The organism is Pseudomonas putida (assembly GCF_022627325.1).
In the GTDB taxonomy this organism is placed as follows: domain Bacteria; phylum Pseudomonadota; class Gammaproteobacteria; order Pseudomonadales; family Pseudomonadaceae; genus Aquipseudomonas; species Aquipseudomonas putida_X.
In genome coordinates this window covers 256620-279949 of sequence record NZ_JAETZZ010000002.1, presented here as the reverse complement: position 1 = coordinate 279949, position 23330 = coordinate 256620, and the positions used below count along the sequence as shown (strand labels likewise).

At 62.3% G+C, this 23330-nt stretch carries 19 protein-coding genes; 14 read left to right on the top strand and 5 right to left on the bottom strand.

Translation table 11 applies throughout. The annotated features are described in order from the left end of the window. Nucleotides 1-175 precede the first annotated feature (175 nt). From JNA92_RS05180 to JNA92_RS05130, 11 genes are all read left to right on the top strand, one after another. Nucleotides 176-1642 (top strand): FAD-dependent oxidoreductase, encoded by a 1467-nt coding sequence (locus JNA92_RS05180; RefSeq protein WP_241803664.1) that lies wholly within the window; start codon nucleotides 176-178, stop codon nucleotides 1640-1642. A gap of 112 nt (nucleotides 1643-1754) precedes the next feature. After that, on the top strand, nucleotides 1755-2372 hold the full coding sequence (locus tag JNA92_RS05175; protein ID WP_241803663.1) for an acyltransferase: 618 nt from the start codon (nucleotides 1755-1757) through the stop codon (nucleotides 2370-2372). After that, complete coding sequence (locus tag JNA92_RS05170; RefSeq protein WP_241803661.1) at nucleotides 2365-3321, top strand: glycosyltransferase family 2 protein; 957 nt, start codon at nucleotides 2365-2367, stop codon at nucleotides 3319-3321. Before JNA92_RS05175 ends, JNA92_RS05170 begins: the two co-directional genes overlap by 8 nt. A gap of 8 nt (nucleotides 3322-3329) precedes the next feature. Then, complete coding sequence (locus JNA92_RS05165; protein WP_241803660.1) at nucleotides 3330-3854, top strand: serine O-acetyltransferase; 525 nt, start codon at nucleotides 3330-3332, stop codon at nucleotides 3852-3854. Between the two features lie 61 nt (nucleotides 3855-3915). Beyond that, nucleotides 3916-4890 (top strand): glycosyltransferase, encoded by a 975-nt coding sequence (locus JNA92_RS05160; RefSeq protein WP_241803657.1) that lies wholly within the window; start codon nucleotides 3916-3918, stop codon nucleotides 4888-4890. A 10-nt stretch (nucleotides 4891-4900) separates the two neighbouring features. Further along, on the top strand, nucleotides 4901-5857 hold the full coding sequence (locus JNA92_RS05155; RefSeq protein ID WP_241803655.1) for a VirK/YbjX family protein: 957 nt from the start codon (nucleotides 4901-4903) through the stop codon (nucleotides 5855-5857). 79 nt (nucleotides 5858-5936) lie between these two features. Next, nucleotides 5937-7139 carry a glycosyltransferase family 4 protein gene (locus JNA92_RS05150; protein WP_241803654.1) on the top strand — a complete coding sequence of 401 codons (1203 nt, stop codon included), beginning with the start codon at nucleotides 5937-5939 and terminating at the stop codon, nucleotides 7137-7139. After that, on the top strand, nucleotides 7136-8323 hold the full coding sequence (locus tag JNA92_RS05145) for a glycosyltransferase family 2 protein (protein WP_241803652.1): 1188 nt from the start codon (nucleotides 7136-7138) through the stop codon (nucleotides 8321-8323). Before JNA92_RS05150 ends, JNA92_RS05145 begins: the two co-directional genes overlap by 4 nt. Continuing rightward, entirely contained in the window at nucleotides 8324-9073 is a 750-nt protein-coding gene (locus tag JNA92_RS05140; protein ID WP_241803650.1) for a WecB/TagA/CpsF family glycosyltransferase, read from the top strand. 170 nt (nucleotides 9074-9243) lie between these two features. Next, nucleotides 9244-10662, top strand: a complete 1419-nt coding sequence (locus JNA92_RS05135; RefSeq protein WP_241803808.1) for an undecaprenyl-phosphate glucose phosphotransferase — start codon at nucleotides 9244-9246, stop codon at nucleotides 10660-10662. Nucleotides 10663-10704: 42 nt separating this feature from the next. Then, nucleotides 10705-12366, top strand: a complete 1662-nt coding sequence (locus JNA92_RS05130; RefSeq protein WP_241803648.1) for a phosphoethanolamine transferase — start codon at nucleotides 10705-10707, stop codon at nucleotides 12364-12366. Here the strand turns inward: JNA92_RS05130 and JNA92_RS05125 are convergent, their stop codons facing one another. Next, nucleotides 12367-13332 (bottom strand): LysR substrate-binding domain-containing protein, encoded by a 966-nt coding sequence (locus JNA92_RS05125; protein WP_241803647.1) that lies wholly within the window; start codon nucleotides 13330-13332, stop codon nucleotides 12367-12369. Between the two features lie 146 nt (nucleotides 13333-13478). Here JNA92_RS05125 and JNA92_RS05120 point away from each other — a divergent pair, with 146 nt between their 5' ends. Beyond that, nucleotides 13479-14855 (top strand): L-serine ammonia-lyase, encoded by a 1377-nt coding sequence (locus JNA92_RS05120; RefSeq protein ID WP_241803644.1) that lies wholly within the window; start codon nucleotides 13479-13481, stop codon nucleotides 14853-14855. Between the two features lies 1 nt (nucleotide 14856). Here the strand turns inward: JNA92_RS05120 and JNA92_RS05115 are convergent, their stop codons facing one another. The 3 genes from JNA92_RS05115 to JNA92_RS05105 form a co-directional block, all read right to left on the bottom strand. Beyond that, on the bottom strand, nucleotides 14857-16152 hold the full coding sequence (locus JNA92_RS05115; RefSeq protein ID WP_241803642.1) for an NAD(P)/FAD-dependent oxidoreductase: 1296 nt from the start codon (nucleotides 16150-16152) through the stop codon (nucleotides 14857-14859). A gap of 14 nt (nucleotides 16153-16166) precedes the next feature. After that, nucleotides 16167-17255 (bottom strand): polyamine ABC transporter substrate-binding protein, encoded by a 1089-nt coding sequence (locus tag JNA92_RS05110; protein WP_241803641.1) that lies wholly within the window; start codon nucleotides 17253-17255, stop codon nucleotides 16167-16169. 64 nt (nucleotides 17256-17319) lie between these two features. Next, nucleotides 17320-18678 carry a glutamine synthetase family protein gene (locus JNA92_RS05105; protein ID WP_012314747.1) on the bottom strand — a complete coding sequence of 453 codons (1359 nt, stop codon included), beginning with the start codon at nucleotides 18676-18678 and terminating at the stop codon, nucleotides 17320-17322. A 150-nt stretch (nucleotides 18679-18828) separates the two neighbouring features. Here JNA92_RS05105 and JNA92_RS05100 point away from each other — a divergent pair, with 150 nt between their 5' ends. Together JNA92_RS05100 and JNA92_RS05095 are read left to right on the top strand one after the other, a co-directional pair. Then, the gene (locus JNA92_RS05100) at nucleotides 18829-19737 is read left to right on the top strand and encodes a helix-turn-helix domain-containing protein (RefSeq protein WP_241803639.1); all 909 of its coding nucleotides are present in this window, start codon (nucleotides 18829-18831) and stop codon (nucleotides 19735-19737) included. 59 nt (nucleotides 19738-19796) lie between these two features. Then, nucleotides 19797-21710, top strand: coding sequence for an AAA family ATPase (locus JNA92_RS05095; RefSeq protein WP_241803637.1), 1914 nt, complete (start codon nucleotides 19797-19799; stop codon nucleotides 21708-21710). A 184-nt stretch (nucleotides 21711-21894) separates the two neighbouring features. Here the strand turns inward: JNA92_RS05095 and JNA92_RS05090 are convergent, their stop codons facing one another. Then, nucleotides 21895-23280: an aldehyde dehydrogenase family protein gene (locus JNA92_RS05090; RefSeq protein ID WP_241803636.1), complete on the bottom strand. Its 1386-nt coding sequence runs from the start codon at nucleotides 23278-23280 to the stop codon at nucleotides 21895-21897. Between the last annotated feature and the right edge of the window lie 50 nt (nucleotides 23281-23330).

Sequence of the window (23330 nt, the reverse complement as noted above, 5' to 3'; positions counted from 1 at the left end):
TTCTTGATCGGCAATTGGGTCGTCGCGGCTTTCTTCGCAATGGGGTATTGCTGGGGGCCGGCGTGGCCGTTTTCGGTATCGGCGCCCGGGTTGCGCGCGAACCTGCGCAAAAGGGCGGGTTCGTCGTGATCAACGGGTGGGTCTTGCCTAGCGAATACTTCAAGGACAGTCGAGCATGATCAAGGACTTCCAGGCTGAGAAGACCCTGCGCAAGGCCTACGACGTGTGCATCATCGGTGCCGGCCCGGCCGGCATCACCCTGGCCCTGCAACTGGCGCAGGCGGGGTGGAGCGTGGCGCTGCTCGAAGGGGGAGGGCATGAGTATGAACCACGCTCGCAGAACCTCTACGCCTGCAGCTCGACCGGCCTTGAGCTTTATGCCGAACAGACGCGCCTGCGTTACCTGGGCGGCACCTCCAATCATTGGGCAGGCCGTTGCCGCCCGTTCACGCCTTCGGACTTTGCCGTAGCACCGCCGGTGGGCCTTCCGGGCTGGCCGATCGATTATGCGCAGATCGAGCGCTACCTGCCGGCGGCCATGGCGATCGTCGACTTGCCGCACGGGGCTGATTTCAAACCCGAGAACACCGGCCTGAACGGGGGCGAATTCGACGCTGACTGTTTTCTGCTGAGCCCGCCAACACGGTTCGCGCAAAAGTATGCGTCGGCGCTCACTGAAACGCCTGGGCTGGAAGTGTTCATCAACTGCAACTGTGTCGACCTCGAATTCGATCAGGCCTCAGGGCAGTTGCAGGCAGCGGTTGTGTGCGATTACGAAAAACAGCGCGAGCGTGTCGTGGCCAATCAGTTCGTTCTGGCGATGGGGGCGATCGAGAACGCCAGGCAATTGCTCAACAGCGCTTCGCTTGTGAAGGCGGGCGTGGTGAAAAAAGAAGGCCTGACCGGACGTTGCCTGATGGAACACCTGAACATCGACCTGGGCACCTTCATTCTCAAAGATGGCGTGGGCACCGAGCAACGCCAGTATTACACCACCGATGCATTCGTCGCTGAGTACCAGGCCGGCAAGGGCAATGTCTCTGCTACGGTACTGGCCGATGTGCAGACCTACGGTAGAACGGCTGAGGTCAAATACTTTCTGGAAAACCTGGCGTGTCAGATGGGGCTGGCCAGCAAGATCGAGTTCGTCGCCAAGTTCAGCTGCCCCGGCGATGGCGTGCTGACCACGATGATCGAGCAGTTCCCGGATGCGCAAAGCCGCCTATCGCTGCTCGACGAAAAAGATGAGCTGGGCGTTGCCAAGGTCAATGTCAATTGGGTGCTCAGTGCCACCGACAGGCATACCATCAAGTGCATCGGCACTGAACTGGCCAAGCAGTTCGCTCAGGCGGGACTGGGCTTCATCAAGCTCAACGATTACGTCTATGACACCGAACTGCCCTTGAAACTGTCGCCCCATGCCCATCACATGGGCACGACACGCATGGCGGCATCCCCCGAGTTCGGCGTGGTCGACGCCGACTGCAAGGTGTTCGGCAGTGAAAACCTCTATGTAGCGGGCAGCAGCATTTTTGCTACGGGCGGCGCCTCGAACCCGACGATGCCGCTGTTGCAATTCGCCCTCAGATTGGCCGACCACCTCGATGCGAAAATGAGGGCGGCCAGTGGCGCGATGGCTTGAACGGATGAGCAATGAGGGGAAGGGTTGAGTGCGAAAGGGTCAGCATGAACAAGAATGAGACCGGTTCGCCTCAGGGACAGTCCAGGACCGCTTGAAGTGCGAGGGTAGCAGAATGATTGGATGGATTCGCAATGCCATGACGCAGTATGTCTACTCAACAGGACGGGGAGGTTCGGCTTACAAGAAATTCTGCAACCCAACTCCTTTGGAGTGGGGCACCTACCTGGCACGGTGGGGCAAATTCCACTCGGTGGGCAGCAATGTCTATATCAACTGCGGCTGCAATGTAACCGACCCCACGCTGGTGCGTATCGGCAGCAACGTGGGCCTGTCGGACTGTACCTTGATCGGCCACGATGGTGTGGTGGCGCTGATCGAGATCTGTTACGGCAAGCACCTGGATTCGGTCGGCTACATTGACATCAAGGACAACTGCTTCGTCGGGCATGGCGCGATCGTCATGCCGCGCGTGACCATCGGGCCTGACTCGGTGGTTGCCGCCGGGGCAGTCGTCACCAAGGATGTACCGCCTGGCACGGTGGTCGGCGGTAACCCGGCCAAAGTCATCTGCACCACTGAAGAGCTGATCACCCGGGTCGAAGCGCGCTGCAATGCCTACCCCTGGATCGAAACGGTCAAGCAGCGCAAAGGCGCTTACGACCCGACGGTAGAACCTGCGCTGGCGCGCCAACGCAGCGAGTACTTCTTCGGAGACGGCAGCAATGGATAGAAAACCCGTCGATGTGATGGTCGTCAATTTCAATACCGCATCGTTGTTGCAGCCGATGTTCGATGCGCTGCGCCAAGCCGGCAGTGAACGGTTGGCCAGCTATCTGGTAGTGGACAACGCATCCGTCGACGATTCGGTGCAGCGCCTGGCCGAGGTCTGCCCCGAAGCTGTGCTGCTGAGCAACACGCACAATGTCGGTTTTGGCCGCGCCAACAACCAGTTGCTGGCGCACCTGCAGGGCAAGTACGCGCTGCTGCTCAACACCGACGCTTTCGTCGCTGCCGACAGCCTGCAGAAAACCATCGATTACATGGACGCGCACCCGGACTGCGGCGTGCTGGGCGTGCGCCTGGTGGGGCGCGACGGTGATCTGCAGCCCAGTTGCAGGTACTTCCCCACGCCCTTGAATGTATTTGTCGCGCGTACCGGGCTGGGGCGCTTTTTCCCCGGGGTGAAGATGGTCGACGAGATGACCTGGGACCATGCCTCGGTGCGTGAATGCGACTGGTTGCCGGGCTGTTTCTACCTGGTGCGTCGTGAAGTGCTCGATCAGGTGGGCCTGTTCGACCCGCGCTACTTCCTTTATTACGAGGAAGTCGACCATTGCAAGCGGGTCAAGGATGCCGGTTGGAAGGTGGTGTTCTACCCGCATACCACCGTCGTGCACATCGGCGGGGAGAGCTCCAAGTCGGTCGCCGAGCTGGAGGCTGCGAGCCGGCAGATCTCCAGCTACCAGATCGAGAGCGAGCTGCTGTACTTTCGCAAGCACCATGGCGTGCCGGGCCTGATCCTGCACATGGTGCTGGTGAGCCTGGGTGACCTGGTGCTGGCGCTCAAGGCACTGCTCAAGGGGCGAGGCTGGGGCGCGATAAAGGCCTGTTGGCTGCACACGCGCGCCACCTGGTCGCTGTTGCTCAGGACCCAGTTTGCCAGCCAACCCACACGGTAGGTGAAGCCATGTTCCAGAACATCCGCGCGGACTTGCGTGCACACGGTGGAGATTGGGGTGCCCAGGGCTTCTGGGTCCTGGTGGTCTATCGCTTTGGCCGTTGGCGCTACGGGGTGCGGCCGGCGCTTCTGCGCAAGCTGCTGTCGTTTGTCTACAAGGTGCTGTTCAAATTCGTGCAGATCATCACCGGCGTCGAATTGCCGTGTGAAGTGGTGATCGGCCGCAATTTCGTCATCGATCATTTCGGCGGCATCGTCATCAGCGGCTATGCGCGATTCGGCGATGACTGCCGGATCCGCAACGGTGTGGTGGTCGGCCTGAAGAACGTCAATGAACCGATCGCACCCATCTTTGGCAACAACGTCGATATCGGCGCCGGGGCCAAGGTGCTGGGCAACATCCGCATCGGCAACAACGTCGCGATCGGCTCCAACGCTGTGGTGCTGATCGATGTGCCGGACAACTCACTGGCCGTGGGCGTACCCGCGACCATCAAGGCGAGAAAACCCAGCGAAGCGATGGAGTTCACATGAACCAGGCAATGGCTGACCGTACACGGGGTGGTTTCATCAAGCGTTGCGAGTGAGGTCCAGGGTGACAGGCATTGGCGTAGTGGTTATCGGCCGTAACGAAGGCCTTCGTCTGGAGCGCTGCCTGGCGTCGTTGGCAGGTCGTGCGGACAAGGTGGTGTACGTCGACTCAGGCTCCACGGATGGTTCCGTGCAACGGGCATCGGCCCTGGGTGTCGAGGTGCTGACGTTGGACATGAGCAGACCTTTCACGGCCGCGCGTGCACGCAACGAGGGCTTCGCCTGCCTGCAAAGGGCCCTGCCTGCCGTGCGCCTCGTGCAGTTCGTCGATGGCGATTGCGAAGTGGATGCCGGCTGGCTCGCCACGGCGCGAGCCTTTCTCGACGCCCACCCGCAGGTGGCGGTGGTGTGTGGGCGGCGCCGCGAGCGCTTTCCCCAGCACTCGGTCTACAACTGGCTGTGTGACCTGGAGTGGGACACCCCGGTGGGTGAAACCAAGGCCTGTGGCGGTGATGCGCTGATGCGTGTGGATGCCTTCGTGGCCGTCGCTGGCTATCGCTCGGCGCTGATCGCCGGGGAGGAGCCCGAGCTGTGCGTGCGGCTCAGGGCGGCGGGGTGGAAGGTCTGGCGCCTGGCTGCTGAAATGACGTTGCACGATGCCGCCATGACACGCTTCGGCCAGTGGTGGCGGCGCAGCGTACGCGCAGGCTACGCCTATGCCGAAGGTGCCTGCCTGCATGGGGCGCCGCCGGAACGGCATTGGCTGCGAGAGTCACGCCGTGCCTGGTTGTGGGGCCTGGGCATTCCACTGCTGGTTGCACTGGCAAGCGTCTGGGCGGGCCCGTGGGCACTGTGGTTGCTGCTGGTCTACCCCTTGCAGATGCTGCGCCTGGCGCGCCGTGGCGGCAGGTCGGCGCGGGAAAACGCAGTGCAGGCGGCCTTTCTGGTGCTGGGCAAATTCCCGGAAATGCTGGGCCAGATGAGGTTCGTGCTGAACAGGTACACGGCCGGCAACCCGGCGTTGATCGAGTACAAATGAGATGCCTAACATGCTCGGATCGTTAGCCAAAAGCGTCCTCACCTTGCAACCGGGCTACTCGCTGCGGGCGCTCAACAACAAGTACAAGCTGGGCGCAGCCATGATCAGGCAGTGGCCGGACTTGCGCAGCTTCATGCAGCGCATGTCCGCTGCGCTGGGCAACGAGCGCTTTGCCCGGCTAGGCGTGGACTGCATCGGGGTGGTGCAGTGGCCATACATCAGCAAATGCTGGGATGCCCGTGAGCGGCTCGATGTGGTGGCCTCGCACTATGAGGTGGTCGTCAGCCAGTTGCCGGCACTGTTGCTGTTGGGGCGCGAGGAGCGCCGAGTGGTCTGTGACCTGTCGGCCTACTCCAAGGATTGCGCTCTGGTGCTGGATCGGCCGATCTGGTTCAAGCGTGAGGGGGAATTGGTGATCAACCTGTTCCAGGCTGACCTGCGCGTGGCGTCGTTGGCGTTCACCCTGTGCCGCACAGAGGGCGAGTTGTGCCTGTTCATTGGCGCCGTGCAAGGTATTCATAAAGGCATCGACAGCGAAACCTCCCTGAACATCTACCGCGACCTGACCAAGGATTTCGAAGGGTTGCGTCCCCGAAGCTTTCTGCTCGAAGCCCTCAAGTGCCTGGCCAGAACGGTCGGGGTCGCGCGCATCCATGCTGTCGGTGATCAGTGCCGGCACCACCGCCACCCCTATTTCGGGGTTGATAAGGCTCAGGACCTGGCAGCCAACTATGATGTGATATGGCAGGAGAGCGGTGCCGAGGCGTCGCTGCGTGAGGACTTCTTCGAGCTCCCCCTGGCGCCTGCCAAGCGTAATCTGGAGGACATCGCGCCGAAGAAACGCGCCATGTACAGACGCCGCAACGCGCTACTGGACGACGTTTTCGCCAAGATAGAAGCAGCACTGCCCGGCACCACCACGCAAACAGCGCTGCCGTTGCATCCTCAGCTAGCCTGTAGTCAGTGAGCCACAGCATGAGGTAAAGGTCAGGGCGTCGCCGAAGCGGCCCGACCCTATCAGTAAACGGATTTCGATTTGGGGGCGTATGCGCATTGCTTATTTCATCAATCAGTATCCCAAGGTCAGTCACAGCTTCATTCGTCGCGAAATTCTGGCGCTCGAACGTCAAGGCATGGAGGTTCAACGCATCGCCCTGCGGGGGTGGGACGCCGAGTTGCAGGACGATGAAGATATCGCCGAGCGGGGCAAGACCCGCTACGTGCTGCAAGGGGGCCTCAAAAGCCTGCTCAAACCGATGCTGCAGGTAGCGCGCGCCGAGCCGCGGCGTTTCCTTTCAGCGCTGCGCCTGGCGTTGAGCATGGGGTTGCGCGCCGATCGAGCCTGGCCTTATCACCTGGTCTATCTGGCTGAAGCGTGCCGTGTCGTGCAGTGGCTGAAAAACGCTGCTGCTGAGCACGTGCACGCCCATTTCGGCACCAATTCCACCGAGGTGGTCATGCTGGCCAACACCCTCGGTGGCCCCCGCTACAGCTTCACCGTGCACGGGCCGGAGGAGTTCGACAAGCCGCAATTCCTGCACATGGCAGAGAAGGTGCGCCGCGCCGCGTTCGTCGCTGCGGTGAGTTCGTACGGGCGCAGCCAGTTGTTTCGCTGGGTGGCCCATGAGCACTGGGTCAAGGTGAAGGTGGTGCATTGCGGCCTGGAGCGCAGTTTCCATGAAGGCCCGGCCATCGCGCCCCCGGCAGCGCCGCGGCTGGTATGCGTAGGGCGCCTGTGCGAGCAGAAGGGCCAGCTGCTGCTGCTTGAAGCCGCCCGGCGCCTGTTGGCCGACGGGGTAGCGTTCGAACTGGTGCTGGCCGGCGACGGTGAAATGCGTGAGCAGATCGACGCGTTGATCGCCTGCCATGGTTTGCAGGGCCAGGTGCGCGTCACTGGCTGGATCAGCAGCGCCCAGGTCCGGGAAGAAATCCTTGCTGCCCGCGCGCTGGTGCTGCCGAGTTTCGCCGAAGGGCTGCCTGTGGTCCTCATGGAGGCCATGGCCTTGCGTCGTCCGGTATTGACGACCTTTGTCGCTGGCATCCCCGAGCTGGTTCGACAAGGGGAAAACGGTTGGCTGTTCCCGGCAGGCGAAGTGCAAGCGTTGGCCGAGGCCATGGCGGATTGCCTGGCGCAGCCTGCCCAAGTCCTGCAGCAGATGGGCCAGGCTGCCTACGAGCGCGTGCTCCAGCGTCACGATATCGATTCCGAAGCGGCCAGGCTGGTTCGCTATTTCAAGGCAATTGCATGATTACTTTATTGAGTTGGCTGTTAGGCATCGTGGCATTGCTTGTGCTGCTGCCGGTGCTGGTGCTGTTGGTCCAGGTGCTGTTGGCGTGCCTGCCGGCGCGGCCGGTGCCACAGCTCAAGGGCGCACGGCCACGGGTGGCGGTGTTGGTACCGGCGCACAACGAGGCGCTGGTCATCGCGTCTGCACTGGCGAGCATCGCCGGGCAATTGCGCGAGGGCGACCAGTTGCTGGTGGTGGCGGACAACTGCAGCGACGATACCGCCGCATTGGCGCGGGCTGCCGGCGCGCAGGTGATCGAGCGTCAGGACCCGTACCTGCGTGGCAAGGGCTATGCGCTGGACTACGGCGTACGGCATCTGGCGCACAACCCGCCGCAGGTGGTGCTGATCATCGACGCCGATTGCCAGGTGAGCGCCGGTGCCGTCGAGCGCCTGGCGCACAGTTGCGTCGAGTCTGGCCGGCCGGTGCAGTCTTTGTACCTGATGCATGCACCTGCAGGCGCCGGGCTGAAAGTGCAGGTCGCCGAATTCGCCTGGCGCGTGAAGAATCTGGTGCGCCCGCGTGGCTGGGCTCGGGCAGGCTTGCCGTGCCAGTTGATGGGGGCGGGCATGGCGTTCAGTTGGCAGGACGTGACAGCGGCCAACCTGGCGACCGGCCACCTGGTCGAAGACATCAAGCTGGGCCTGGAGCTGTGCCGCGATGGCAAACCCCCGCTGTTCTGCCCGGCGGCCACTGTCACCAGCCAGTTCCCGACCAGCCAGGAAGGCCTGAACAGCCAACGCACCCGCTGGGAGCATGGCCATCTGGGGTTGCTGCTGACGGAGGGCCCCGGGTTGATCCGCCGCTCGCTGGCGCAGGGTAACTGGCCTTTGCTGGCCATGGCCGTGGACCTGCTGGTACCGCCCTTGGCGCTGCTGGCCTTGGCCATGGTGGTGGTGTTCAGCGTGGCATGGCTGGCATTTGCGGTCCTCGGCATTGTACTGCCGGCAGTGCTTGCCACCATCAACCTTGCGCTGTTGCTGGCCGCGGTGGTGTTGGCCTGGTGGCGCTTCTCGCGTGAGGTGATCCCGTTTTCCGTATTGCTGTATGCGCCGTTCTACGCGGCGAAGAAGATTCCCCTTTACCTCGGTTTTCTGCTCAAGCGCCAGGTTGAATGGGTGCGCTCGAAACGGGATGACAGCTGAATGGACGCATGGCCCTGGGTGCGACGCTGGAAGACGATCATCGACAAGCTACGCGTGGTCGATGACGCCGCTGATGAGCAGCAGGTGCTGCAGGCACTGAGCGCGCCGCGCACGGCAACGGTGTTGGGCTTCGTCAATGCCCATGCCATGAACCTGGTGGCTGCCAACGCCGACTACTGCACAGCGCTGGCGGCAGCGGACGTGCTGCTGCGCGACGGGTCGGGCATCGCGATACTGTATCGGCGCCTGGGGCTGGCGCCCGGGCTGAACATGAACGGCACCGATTTCATTCCCGAGTTGCTCGCTGCGTTCAACGGCAGGCGGGTAGCGTTCTGGGGCACCCAGGAGCCGTACCTGAGCCGGGCCGCCGACCAGGCCGAAGCGCTTTACGGGGTAAACGTCGTGTCGCTGCATGACGGCTTTGCCAGTATCGACACCTACATCGACCTGGCGCAGCAGCAGCAGCCGGAACTGATCGTGCTGGGCATGGGCATGCCCAAGCAGGAAAACGTCGCAGCGCGCCTGGCTGAATTGGGCAGGCCCTGCCTGATCGTCTGTGGCGGAGCGATCCTGGATTTCATGGGCGGCAAGGTCACCCGGGCGCCGGACTGGTTACGCCGCTTGGGCGGCGAATGGGTGTACAGGCTGAGCAGGGAGCCCAAGCGGCTGTTCGTGCGCTATGTGGTCGGCAATCCGCTGTTCCTGCTGCGGGCGTTGCTGTTCAGCAAAGCGACCCTGACAGGGCCGTGAGCGAGGCGGATTGATCCCCGCACTCCCTGCTGGGTACTGCTACAGTGATATCAAGCGGCGAGGGGGGTCGTGGCAGCTTTTTGACTGATCTGGTGTTGGATCTAAGGTTGGTTGTATCGCACGGGTGTCATGGCAACAGGTGGGTCACGCACATAAAAAGAGGCCTCATAATGGTATTCGAGCCTAGAAGCAGCCGTTCTTTGCTGCAGCGAAGAAGTAGTGTGAGTAACGCCATTCAAGCCGGCCTCGATGGCATCGCCGTCACCAGTGTCGCGTGGTATCTGATCTATGACCAGTTTGGGTATATTACTTCAGACTACGTGATCATGCTGTTGCTGCTGATAGGTGCGCTGGCCGTCATTTATGATCACTATGCCATTTATCGTAGTAACGTTGGCCTGTCCGTCAAAGCCTTCCGGTTGTTTAAGGCGTGGTCTGCCACGTTTTGCTTTTTAGTGGTTATCGCGTTTCTCACCAAACAGAGTGAAACCTATTCGCGGCTGTTGGTGGTGCAGTTGTTTGTGTTTGGTTACATTGCCCAGTTGCTCCTGCATATTGTGGTGCGCGAACTGCAAAAGCGCTTTACTGCCCATGCTCGCCAGGACAACGCGTTGATTATCGGCGGGGGCGACCTGGCGAATTTCCTCTACCAGAAAATCAGCAACAACCCTTGGTTTGGTGAGCGGGTGGTCGGTTGTGTGCTGATCGATGAGCAACTCGATGGGCAGGACATGGCCGATGCAAAGTTGCGCCTGCCTGTATTGGGCCGTATTACCGACCTGGACGAGCTCATCGCCAAGCACGCGATCCGCACGGTCTATCTGGTGACGCCGCTGGGCGGCTCTGAGCTGATCAACGATGTCTACCTGAAACTCTTGGACAAGTGCATTGCGGTCAACTGGGTGCCCGATATCTTCTCGCTGCGCCTGATCAACCACAGCGTCCGTGAAATTGCCGGCATCCCGGTATTGACGTTGTCGGAAACCCCGCTCACCGGCATGAGCCTGTTCCTGAAGAACCTGGAAGACCGCGTGCTGGCGGCGTTCATTCTGCTGTGTGCCTCGCCGGTACTGTTGGTGGTGGCCGCGATCATCAAGTTCGACAGCCCGGGGCCGGTGTTTTTCCGCCAGGAACGTACCGGGTGGACGGGGGAGTCGTTTCGCATCTGGAAGTTTCGCAGCATGCGCGTCCACCAACCCGACGCTGGCGTGGTCCAGCAGGCGCAGAAGAATGACCCAAGGCTCACCCGGGTCGGCGCCTTCATCCGGCGCACCAGCCTGGATGAGTTGCCGCAGCTGTTCAATGTATTGACAGGCGAGATGTCGCTGGTGGGCCCACGCCCGCATGCGCTGCAACACGATACGTTGTACTCCCAGGACATCGTCGACTACTTCGCCCGCCACAACATCAAGCCCGGCATGACAGGTCTGGCACAGGTGCGTGGCTACCGGGGGGAAACCAAGGACATCGAACAGATGATCCAGCGGGTGAACTCGGACATCGAGTACATCAATAACTGGTCGCTCTGGCTCGACTTCGTGATTCTGGTTCGAACGCTCAATGCCTTTACCGGCAAGCAGGCCTACTGAAGCCGCTACTCGACCACGTGCCATCCAAAGGGGCAGGGATCCATGAACAGGTTGTCTTGGCTGGGCGGGGTTGTGTCGAGGGTAGCGAAGGCCGAGTGGCCGATTTTTCTGTTATGGGCGTTTCTGCTCTCGCCGTTGTTCGTCAAGCTGTTGGTCGAGTGCAATTGCTCGAAAATGGATTTGTTGGTCATCTACACACTGGCCATTTCAGTGTTATGGCTGCTGGCCACGCGGTTCGTTTCAGCCAATCAATTCAAGGTGCATCTGCTGTTGTTGCCATTTTATCTGGCGGCCAGTGTCGATCTGTTCCTGGTTCTGAATTTTGGTTCGCGCTTGACGGCAGCCTATCTTTTTATCGGGCTGACCAATTACAAAGAGGCGTCTGATTTTCTCAGTACCTACTGGCATTCGATCAGTGCGGTGCTGCTGGTATTCGTGCTGTGTTATGGCGTTGGCTTGGCTGGCCTGTACCGGCGCACGTTTTACACGAACAAGGCGATTTTTGGCTTGACGATAAGTGCCTTGTTGGTCGGGTATGGCGCCTATTTCTACAAAACCGTCAAACTCAATTCGCTGGGTAAGAGTGCAGTCCTGGACCTGGCAGCCAAGGATCAAAGTACCCCGGTAGGTTATTTGTCGCAAATCGGCTTGACGGTCACGTTGTATGCCGAGTCCAAGCGCTATATCAAACAGCGCCTGGAGTCCGAGGTGAAGATAACTGCAGTGTCGGACGCCGCTGATGTCGAGACCCTCGTGTTCGTCATCGGCGAGTCCTCACGGCCACACAACTGGTCGCTGTATGGTTACCACCAACCCACCACGCCGAACCTCGACAAAGAGGCGGGGGTGTTCAAGTTCGACAGCATGTGCACTACGGCGCCGTATACGTCGGTCGCCGTGCCTTCATTGCTCAGCCTGGCGCCGATCAAGCACTGGGACCTGATCGCCTCGACCAAATCGCTGGTTGGCATCTACCGCGCTGCTGGCTACAAGACGTACTGGCTGTCTTCCCAGGAAGTCGACAGTTTTGGCGGGATCATTCCGCAGATTGCCGCTGAGGCGCAGACCCGCCAATACTTTGAACGCAGCTACGACGGCGCCTTGATGCAAGCCTACGAAGACATCATCCGGCAGGGCGGCAGGCAGAAACAGGCCATCTTCATTCATATCAAGGGCAGCCATTTCGATTATGCCCGCCGCTACCCACGCGAGTTCGGCAAGTTCAAGCCGGCGAGCGACAGCGCGAAGGACCGGATCACCGCAGATTACGATAACTCGATCCTGTACACCGACTGGCTGTTGGGGCGGATCATCGATCAACTCAAAAGCAGCCAGCGCAAGGCGTTGTTGGTCTATTCGTCTGACCATGGCGAGAATTTGCTGGATGACAACCGCGGTCTGTTGGGCCATGGCATGGGCAATGAGTATGACCTTTCGGTGGCAGCGTTCATCTGGGCTTCCGGCAGCCTGCTGCAGCGGCAGGCGCACGTGCTGGACAAACTCAAACAGCGGGAAGGGCAGACCGTCAGCATTTCCTCCCTTGCCCATACGTTGTTGAACATCACGGGCATTTCCATGCCGGGTTATGACAGCGCCCAAGACCTGTTGAGCGACAACTTCGTCCCGTCCAAATGCCCACATGTGCTGGCCGGTGAGTACGTGCCCTCGTTTGATTTCGATGTGAAGCGCGTTGCAGTGGAATGATCACGCGGGTGTGCGGGTGGTCACGTCACGTGCTTGAACAGGGTGCTGCATGCGAAAGCTGTTGGCCTCTTCCACCAGCCAGTCGTGCACCGCACGAGCGCCCGGCTGGTTCAGCCCACCTGGCGGGTAATGCACCACATAGCGCTTGTGGTTGGCGATCGGCACACCGAACGGCACGATCAATGCGCCCCGTTCAAGCTCATCATTGAGCAAGGTGCGGCGGGCTATGGCCACGCCGATCCCGGCGATCGCCGCTTCGATCGTCAAGTGATTGCGGTTGAAAGTATGCCCGCGTCGCACGTCCAGCCCTGGCGCACCGATGCCCTCCAGGTAGAACTCCCATTCGGCAAAATCCGAACTGCCGCGCCAGGCGGTGATGTCGTGCAGCAGGGGATAGTGGGCAAGGTCCGCAGGCCCGTGCAAGGGCGGGCGGCCGCGCAGCAAGGCTGGCGAGCAGACGGGGAAGACCTGTTCATCCAGCAGCGGCGTCGAGAGCATGCCCGGGTAGCTACCATCATTCAGGTCAATGGCCAGGTCGAAGTCGCCTGGGTTCAGCGCCTGCGCGCTGTCTTCGGCCACCAGACGCAACTCGATATCCGGATACCGCTGCTGAAAGCGCGGCAGGCGCGGTGTCAGCCACTTGGCCAGGAACGAGGGAATCGAGCGTACGCGCAAGGTGCCGCGGATTTCGCCGGCATCCAGGCGCAGCAGTTCGGCTTCGATGCTGCCGTAGGCCTCGGCCACGGTCTGCGCCAGGCGCTGCCCCTCGGCGCTCAGCTCAACCCCGCGCGCACGCCGCAGGAACAGGCGGTAACCAAGGCGCTCTTCCAGTTGGCGCATCTGCTGGCTGACCGCGCCGGGGGTGATGTGCAATTCCTCGGCGCAGCGGGTGAAGGAGAGGTGCCGGGCTGCACAGGAAAAAACATGCAGCCAGACGAACATCTGGCCGTTCATTTGTCGTCGCATCGTTTAGCTCTGCTAAAGGCTTGCTTAGAAAGTTTCGTTGGTCATCAACAGGTGAGCGCGGCAGTATCGCGCAACTTCGCAGTAGCGTTCAATTTATCCAGACAGCCGCGTAACGGTGTTTCAGCCCGGCGCGGTCAGGCATTAGCATGGCTATCAGTATTTTCGACCTTTTCAAAATCGGCATCGGCCCGTCCAGTTCCCACACCGTCGGCCCCATGCGGGCAGCCGCCACCTTTGCCCAGGCACTGCGCACCCATGGCTTGCTGGGCCAGGTGCGGCGTATCGAAGTGCGCCTGTATGGGTCGCTTTCCGCTACGGGCGTGGGCCATGCCACAGACCGCGCCTGCCTGCTCGGCCTGATGGGGCAGTGGCCGGACCGCATCGACCCGGCCACGATCGACTCACGTATCGCTCAGGTGATGCAGGAGCACTGCCTGATGCTCGACGCCAGCCACCCGCTGACCTTCATGTATGCACGCGACATGCTGCTGTTGGACGAGAACTTGCCCTATCACCCCAATGCCATGACCCTGGAGGCCATGGGCGAGCAGGGCAGCCTGCTCAGCCAAACCTACTATTCCGTTGGCGGCGGCTTCATTGTCGAGCAGGGTGAAATCGACGCGCCGCACAACCAAGCGGCTGCTGTGACGCTGCCCTACGAATTCTCCAGTGCGGCCCAGTTGCTGGCGCTGTGCAAGGCCCATCAGCTGAGCGTTGCCCAGTTGATGCTGGCCAATGAATGCGCGTGGCGCAGCGAAGCCGAGGTACGCGAAGGGCTGCTGCGGATATGGGCCGCAATGCGTGAGTGCGTCGACAACGGCCTGCGCAACGAGGGCATTCTGCCTGGCGGGCTTGGCGTCAAGCGCCGCGCTGCACGCTTGCATCGCAGCCTGCAGGAACTGGGCAAACCCAATGTGATCGGCTCGACTTTGAGCGCGATGGAGTGGGTCAACCTGTTCGCCCTGGCGGTCAATGAAGAGAACGCCGCCGGCGGGCGCATGGTCACCGCGCCAACCAACGGCGCGGCGGGTATCATCCCTGCGGTGTTGCACTACTACATGAAGTTCAATCCCGCCGCCAGCGACGACGATGTGGTGGCGTTCCTGCTGGCCGCTGCCGCTGTCGGCATTCTGTGCAAGAAGAATGCATCGATCTCCGGCGCCGAAGTAGGATGCCAGGGCGAGGTGGGTTCGGCGTGTTCGATGGCCGCCGCCGGCCTTGCCCAAGTGCTGGGCGCTACACCCGGGCAATTGGAAAACGCCGCCGAGATCGCCCTGGAACACAACCTGGGCTTGACCTGTGACCCGGTCGGCGGGCTGGTCCAGGTGCCGTGCATCGAGCGCAATGCAATCGCCGCGGTCAAGGCGATCAATGCTGTGCAGATGGCCTTGCGCGGTGATGGCGAGCACTTCATCTCGCTGGATCGGGTGATTCGCACAATGCGTGATACCGGCGCCGACATGCATGCCAACTACAAGGAAACCTCGCGCGGTGGCCTGGCGGTGGCGTTCGTCGAGTGCTGAGTCAGCCCAGCACCTCGCGCACCCGATACCACAGCATCCCCAATGCCAGCAGCGGCGAGCGCAACGCCTTGCCGCCCGGGAACGTGAGGTGGGGCACGGCGCTGAAGACATCCAGCCCCTGGCTGTGCCCCACCGCGATCCCTTCAGCCAGCAGCCTGGCCGTCCAGTGCGTCACGTTCAGGCCATGCCCAGAGTAGCCCTGGGCGTAGTAGACATTCGGGTACTGGCTCAGCCGCCCGACCTGTGGGAAGCGGTTGGCGGTGATGCCGATCATCCCGCCCCACTGGTAATCGATGCGTACCTCGGCCAGTTGCGGGAACACCTTGAGCACCTTGGGCCGCATGTAAGCGGCGATGTCCTTCGGGTCGCGCCCTGAATAATGGCAGGCCCCGCCGAACAGCAGCCGACGGTCTGCGGTGAGGCGGTAGTAATCCAGGCCGACCTTCTGGTCGCACATCGCCATGTTCTGCGGTATCAGCGCCTTGGCCACGGCCTCGGGCAGTGGCTCGGTGGCCACCACGTAGCTGCCGGCAGGCAGCACTTTACCGCTCAGGCGTGGCTCCAGTTCGTCGAGGTGGGCATTGCAACCGAGCACCAGGCTGTGTGCCCTGACCTTGCCCCGAGCGGTGTGCAGGGTGACCGTGGCGCCGTGCTCGATGCGCAGCACCGGGCTCTGCTCGAAAATGCGTACCCCCAGGGCGTGAGCCGCGCGCGCTTCACCCTGGACCAGGTCGAGCGGGTGCAGATGGCCCGACCCCATGTCCACCAGCCCGCCGGCGTACTGGTCGCTGGCAACGATTTCGTGCAGCCGCTCACGCTCGACCAGGCGCGTTTCATGGCGATAGCCAAGCTCCGCCAGGTCGCGTTGCTCGTCCTTGAACGCCGCGAACTGGGCAGGTGTATTGGCCAGCTCGCAGAAGCCCCAGCGCAGGTCGCAGGCAATGCCGTACTGCTCGATGCGCCTGGCCACCAGGGCCACCGAGTCGATGCCAGCCTGTTTCAGGTAGCGCACGCCATCCTGGCCGACGTAGCGGGCAAAACCGCTGACGTCATGGCCGATGCCGCGGATCAGCTGGCCACCGTTGCGCCCGCTGGCGCCCCAGCCGACGCGCCGGCCTTCGAGCAGGATCACCGACAGGCCACGCTCGGCCAGCTCCAGCGCGGTATTGACCCCGGTCAGCCCTCCACCGACCACGCACACATCCGCGGTCAGTTCGCCGTCCAGGCTAGGGTAGGGCGCAGTATCGCGCGCGGTGGCGGCGTAGTAAGACGCAGTGTGTTGGGTATCGAATGGCATGGCGCGCTCTCGGCTCAGCGGTTGGACTTGATCTTGCTCCAGGAACGGGTCATGACACGCATGATCTTCGGGCTCGGCGTGCTGGAAATGTACAGTTTGTCCAGCACCTCCTGGGGCGGGTAGATCTCGGGGTTGTTGACCAGCGATTCATCCATGTAGGCCTTGGCGTCGGGGTTGGCATTGGCATAGCCGACCGTGGCGCTGACCTTGGCGATCACCTGCGGTTCGAGCAGGTAGTTGATGAAGGCCAGCGCCTGCTCGGGGTTGCTGGCGTCCTTGGGAATGGCCAGCAGGTCGAACCACAGGTTGCTGCCTTCCTTGGGGATGCTGTAGGCGATCTTCACGCCGTTTTTCGCCTCGACTGCGCGGTGGGCGGCCTGGAACACATCGCCGGAATAGCCGAACGCAATACAGATGTCGCCGTTGGCCAGGTCCGAGACATATTTGGACGAGTGGAAGTAGGTGATGTAAGGGCGCAGTGCAAGCAGGTGCGCTTCGGCCTTGGCGTAGTCAGCCGGCTTTTCGCTGCGCGGGTCCATGCCCAGGTAATTGAGCATGGCCGGGAACAGTTCGTCGGGCGAGTCCATGAAGGCCACCCCGCACTGTTTGAGTTTCTTGAGGTTCTCGGGCTCGAACAGCACCGCCCAGGAATCGATACGCTCGATGCCCAGTGCAGCTTTGACCTTTTCGACGTTGTAGCCGATGCCGTTGGTGCCCCACAGGTAGGGCACCGCGTACTGGTTGCCGGGGTCGTTCTGTTCGAGTTGCTTGAGCAGTTTGGGGTCCAGGTGCTTCCAGTTCGGCAGCTTGCTGCGGTCCAGTGGCAAGAAGGCGCCGGCCTGCGCCTGGCGGGCGAGGAAGTGGTTGGACGGCACGACCACATCGTAGCCGGTGCGCCCGGCAAGCAGTTTGCCCTCCAGGGTTTCGTTGGAGTCGAATACGTCATAGACCACCTTGATCCCGGTCTTGGCCTGGAAGTCGGCCAGGGTGGTATCACCAATGTAGTCGGTCCAGTTGTAAACGCTGACCGTGGGCTCAGCCTGGGCGGCTGCACCGAACAGCAGGGTGAATGCTGCGGGAATCAGGGCTTGCAGATGACGCATGTCGACACCTCGTTGGTCTTGTTCTTTGCGTTGGGTGGTAGGGGCTGCACAGCAGCCCCGAAGATCAGACGCTGAGCAGCAGGAATTCACGCTCCCACGAACTGATCACACGTTTGAAGTTTTCATGCTCGGCACGTTTGACCGCCACGTAGCCCTGGACGAACTGCTTGCCCAGGTAGCGCTGTACGGTCTGGCAGTCCTCCATGTGCTGCAGCGCGTCCTCGATGGTGATCGGCAGGCGCAGGTTGCGCCGCTCGTAGGCGCGGCCCTGTACTGGCGCACTGGGCTCGACCTTTTCGACCATGCCCAGGTAGCCGCACAGCAGGCTCGCGGCGATCGCCAGGTAGGGGTTGGCGTCGGCGCCCGGCAGGCGGTTTTCCACGCGCATGGCGTCGGGGCTGGAGGTCGGCACGCGCAGGCCAGCGGTGCGGTTTTCCTCGCCCCATTCGACGTTGACCGGCGCCGAGGTGTCCGGCAGGAAGCGGCGGAACGAGTTGACGTTCGGCGCAAACATCGGCAGCAGCTTGGGGATGTACTTCTGCAGGCCGCCGATATGGTGCAGGAACAGCTCGCTCATGCTGCCATCGTCATTGGCGAACACGGGTTTGCCGCTGGCGATATCGACCACGCTCTGGTGCAGGTGCATGGCACTGCCCGGTTCATCGGTGATCGGCTTGGCCATGAAGGTGGCCGTAACGTTGTGCTTGAGCGCTGCCTCGCGCATGGTGCGCTTGAACACGGTGATCTGGTCGGCCAGGTCCAGCGCATCGCCATGGCGGAAATTGATCTCCATCTGCGCCGGACCGTCTTCGTGGATCAGCGTGTCCAGGTCCAGGCCTTGCAGTTCGCACCAGTCATAGACGTCTTCGAACAGTGGGTCGAATTCATTGGCGGCGTCGATGGAGAACGACTGGCGCCCGCTTTCGGCGCGGCCGGAGCGGCCCAGTGGCACTTGCAGTGGCAAGTCCGGGTCTTCGCAACGCTTGGTCAGGTAGAACTCCATCTCCGGAGCGACGATCGGCCGCCAGCCCTTGTCGGCGTAGAGCTTGAGCACCTTCTTCAGCACGTTGCGCGGCGACAGTTCGATCGGGTTGCCCTGTTTGTCGAAGGTGTCGTGGATCACGATGGCGGTCGGTTCGATGGCCCAGGGAATCTGGTACACCGCAGTCGGGTCAGGGCGGCAGACCATGTCGATGTCAGCGGCATCGAGCAGGCTGTAGTAGATGTCATCGTCTACGTAGTCGCCGGTGACGGTCTGCAGCAGCACGCTCTCGGGCAGGCGCATGCCTCGCTCATGGAGAAACTTGGCGGTCGGCGCGATCTTGCCGCGGGCGATGCCGGTCAGGTCGCTGATCACGCATTCGACTTCGGTGATCCGGTGTTCTTTCAGCCAGGTGGAAAGCTGATCGAAGGGGGCGTTCATACAGACCTCTTGGTTGGGTTTTTGTGGCACTGGTGTGCAGGAGCCTTCCCACATGCCGTGCTGAGGGCTATCTTGGGCGCAGCCCCCATGGGCAATCTATCCACTTTCTTCGGTAATGAATGCACCAAAAGAGTGCAATTAGGACGCAGCGTGACAACGCCCAATGCCTTGCAGGTCCAGGCTTTCCACACCACCGATGTCACCGAGCAGGTGCGCGCCACCCCCGGTTGGCAGCAGCAGTACCGGCAGATGTCACCCGGCAACTTCAGCGGCCAGCTGCGTTGCCTGGGCCTGGATGGCGTGCAGGTGTACGAAGAGCGCCTGAACACGCGGGTCGAGCAGTTTTTCCGTGCCCCCAGCGGCGCGTTGGCGTTCTGCTTCGATCGCAGCGAAAACAGCCTGTACCTGCTCAACGAACAAAGCCGGAATATCTGGATCACACCGGAGAACTACCAGGAAGTCGCGGTGGTCTTCGACCAGGTCTTCCTGGCCAGCCACGGCCTCGACCCGCAGCGCCTTGACGGCTTGTTCATGGTGCCGCTGGGCAGCGGCCAGAATGCGCTGTTCGGCAGTTGGCTCAGCGCTACCCTGACCCGGCTGGGGGAAGCGGATTGCCCGCTGGCGGGGCAAGCGTTGGCCGAGCAGTTGCTCGAAGACTGCCTGTTCATCCTGGATAATGCCTGCCAGCGCCTGCAGGGCGGGGCGCTGGGGCGGCGGGGGGAGGAGCGGGCGATCATGCAGCGGGTCAGCGAGTGGGCGGCCGACTGCCCGGAAGAAACTCTCAACCTGGTGGAGTTGGCGGACGTTGCCGGCGTTTCCCTGCGCCAGTTGCAGCAGGCATTCAAGGCCTTTACCGGTATGCCGCCGGCCCATTGGCTGCGGCTTCGCCGGCTCAACGGGGCTCGGCGTGACCTGTTGCGCGGGGGCGGGGTGACGGTGGCCGAGGTGGCCATGCGCTGGTCGTTCTGGCATTTGGGGCGCTTTTCCGAAAGCTACCGGCAGTTGTTCCGGGAGTTGCCCAGCGAGACGCTCAAGCGGGGGCGACCGGTTCGCGGTTAAACCCAGCATTGCTTCGCCAAAGTTGCTATCGTGCCCGCCAGTTTCCACCCGAGGTCCCGATGTTCTACCTGCCTTTGCCCAGCGATCAGGCCGAGCGCCTCGCCAGCGCGCCCCCTGTCACCGACTTTTTCCCTGACGCCAGCGTGCTGCAGGCGGCCGCCGTGCTGTTCGTGCAGAACCTGCCGCGCCAGCCTGCCAGCCTTTCAGCGGACGCACAGGAACGCCGCTTCGCTGAAATCGTGCGCATCGCCAATGAGGTCGAAGTGGCAGCACCGGGCCGTTTTCAGGGGCAGGTAGCGCAGCATTTCGACCGCGAAGCGTTTGCCATGGGCCTTGGCATGCTGGGCGAGAACGGCGTCGCGCTGGTATCACCCGAGGTCGACTACGCTGCAGACGACTTTCAGGACGACGAAGGCCAGTGGAACTTCCAGTTCGCTGACAGCTACCGGCAACGGGTCACGCCGTTGCACCCGGTGTACCTGCCGTCGTTGGCCAGCGACCTCATGCTCAGCGATCAGCAGAACCGCCTGCTGCGCGAGTTTTTGTCCGGGGTGGACGAGTCGGTGGCGGTGCAGGGCTTTGCCGGGACTGGCAAAACCTTCCTGATTCACCAGTTCGCGCGCCTGCTCGACCCGCAACGCACGTTGCTGCTGGCGCTCACCGAAGGCCAGCTCAGGGCACTGCGGGCACGGGTCAAGGACGCGGAGGCGTACACGGCGATGACCTTTGGCCAACTGGCCGACGAGATTCTCAACCGCGACCTCACCAGCAACGGTTGGCGCCTGCGGGACCCTTACCGGACCAAGTTGTCCTGGCGCCCGCAGGAGGCGCAGGTGGTGAAATGGCTGGCCATCCCTGATATCGGCCCCTTGGCCGCCCGGGACGTGGTCGCCCTTTGCATCAAGGCCGTGCGCAGCTTTTGCCGTAGCGGCGATAGCCAGATGCAGCTGCATCACCTGCCCTGGGCGGGCCCGGGAACCTCGCCGTTGGATCAGGAAGTGCTGCTGGAAAAGGCCAGGCTGTACTGGCAGGAACTGATTCGCCCATCGTCGCGCGAGATCCAGTTGCCGGTGCGCGATTATCATCGGGTCAAACTGTTGTCGCTGACGGCCGAACAGATCGACAGCCGCTATACCCATGTGATCGTCGATGAAGCCCACGAGTTGTCTGCACCCATGGTCGCCGTGCTCGATCGCAGCCCGCAGTCGGTCATTGCCCTGGGCGATGAGTTGCAGAACCTCAATGGCCTGAGCCCGCACCATGGCGGCTTCATCCGCCAGCGTTACATCGACCATTCCTTGCGCGCAGGGCCTGCCATGGACAGCGTGCTCAACCCGTTGATCCAGGCCCACCCGGCGGCCATCCAGGCAGCCTTCAGCGGCAGTGCCGAGCATTACACGCGGGTCAGTTTCTTCGACACGGTGACGGTGCCGGCGCAGCCCACGGCGTTGATCGTCGATGACGAGTGGGGATTGTTCGGTTGGTTCCAGCGCCTTACCCACCAGGGCGTGCCATTCGTGCTGCTGCAAAGCGCACGCAAGGATTTCGAGCTGTTCGTCGAGGATTGCATCGAGTTGCACCGCTACGGCACGCGGCCGCGTCACCCGATGCTGTTTCGGTACCCGAGCTGGCAGGCCCTCGAGCAAGACAAGGGTGAGGACAAGGCGTTCGTTGCCGTGGCCAACATGTTGCGCAAGGGTTACACCCCGGAGCACTTCGCCAAGGCCAAGAGCCGCTACCGCTGGGACAAGGCGCCCAAGCTGTTCCTTGGCCGCGTGCGCGATGTGAAGAACATGGAGTTCGCCCGGGTGATGGTCTCGCCGGAGCTGATGGTTGCGCCGGTAACGGCCGGTAATCGCAACGAGCGGGCCCGGATGCTGGCGGGGCTGTACACCGCGTGTTCGCGGGCGCGGCATGAGCTGATCGTGCCGGGGGGGATGCTGGACTGGGTCAAGGACCAGGTCCGCGATTGAGTGGCCGGGGCCGCTGCGCAGCCCAATCGCCGGCAAGCCGGCTCCCACCTGGATTGCGCCGAGTTTTAGAAATGGGTAAGACCGTTGCTTCCACAGGTAAAGCGCAGGCCTGAAGAACTACGCGGTCTCCAGTGGGAGCCGGCTTGCCGGCGATTGGGCTGCAAAGCAGCCCCGGTTCAGCACATCAGTTGCGGTCCAGCCACACGGTTTGGGCGTTGGTGAACTCGCGTACGCCGAAATGCGACAGCTCACGGCCGAAACCACTCTTCTTCACCCCACCGAAAGCCACGCGGGGGTCAGAAGCGCAATAACCATTGATGAACACCCCACCGGTGTCCAACGCTGCCGTCATGCGCTCGGCCAGGGCATAGTCTGCGGTGTAGATGGTCGATGCCAGGCCGAATTCGCTGTCGTTGGCCAGCTCCACTGCATGTTCGGCATCGCGGGCAGTGATGATCGCGGCCACCGGGCCGAACAGCTCCTGCTTGAACGCGGTCATGGCCGGGGTGACGTCGGCGAACACGGTCGGAGCATAGAAGTTGCCCACCCCCTCGACCTTGTTGCCGCCCAACAGCAGGGTGGCGCCTTCGGCAAGGGTCGCCTGGACCTGTTCATCGAGCTCGTCGCGCAGGTCGTAGCGCGCCATCGGGCCGATGTAGGTGTCATCTTCCAGCGGGTTACCGACCTTCAACTGGCGCGTTGCCTCGACGAACTTGCGGGTGAATGCCTCGACGATGCGCTCTTCCACGATCAGGCGCTTGGCTGCGGCGCACACCTGCCCGGTGTTCTGGTAACGGCCGACCACGGCGGCTTTAACCGCAGCGTCCAGGTCAGCGTCGGCCAGCACAATGAACGGGTCCGAGCCACCGAGCTCGAGCACGCACTTCTTCAGCGCAGCACCAGCCTGGGCGCCGATGGCCATGCCGGCACGCACGCTGCCGGTCAACGTCACGGCAGCGATGCGCGGGTCGTTGATGGCGCGGGTGACACCGGCCGGGGTCACGTTGAGCACCTCGAACACGCCTTCGGGCAAGCCAGCATCTTTGAACAGCTCGCCCAGCAGGTAGGCACTGCCCATGACGTTCGGCGCATGCTTGAGCACATAGGTGTTGCCGGCCAGGATCGCCGGTACGGCGCCACGCAGCACCTGCCAGATCGGGAAGTTCCACGGCATCACCGCCAGGATCGGGCCCAGCGGACGGTATTCGATACGCGCTTTTTCCACCTGGGTCGGCTCAGCCGCAAGCATCGCCGGGCCGTGCTCGGCATACCACCGGCACAGGCCGACGCACTTGCTCACTTCACCCCGGGACTGGCTGATCGGCTTGCCGATTTCGCGGCTGATCATCTGCGCGAAGGTTTCGGCTTTGGCCTCAAGGGTGTCGGCCAGGGCAAGCAGGTACTCGCTGCGCTGACCCAGCGACACCTGGCGCCACTGGCGGTAACCAGCCTTGGCACGTTGCAGCGCCGCATCCAGTGCGGCGTCGGTGTCGAAAGGGTAGGTGCCGATCTGCTCGCCGCTGTGCGGGTCGATGGAGATGGCGTGGGTCAGGCTGCTGATCTCGCTCATGGTTGGACACTCATTGTTGTTCATCGGTGAAGCCAGACTAGTGGGCTAGG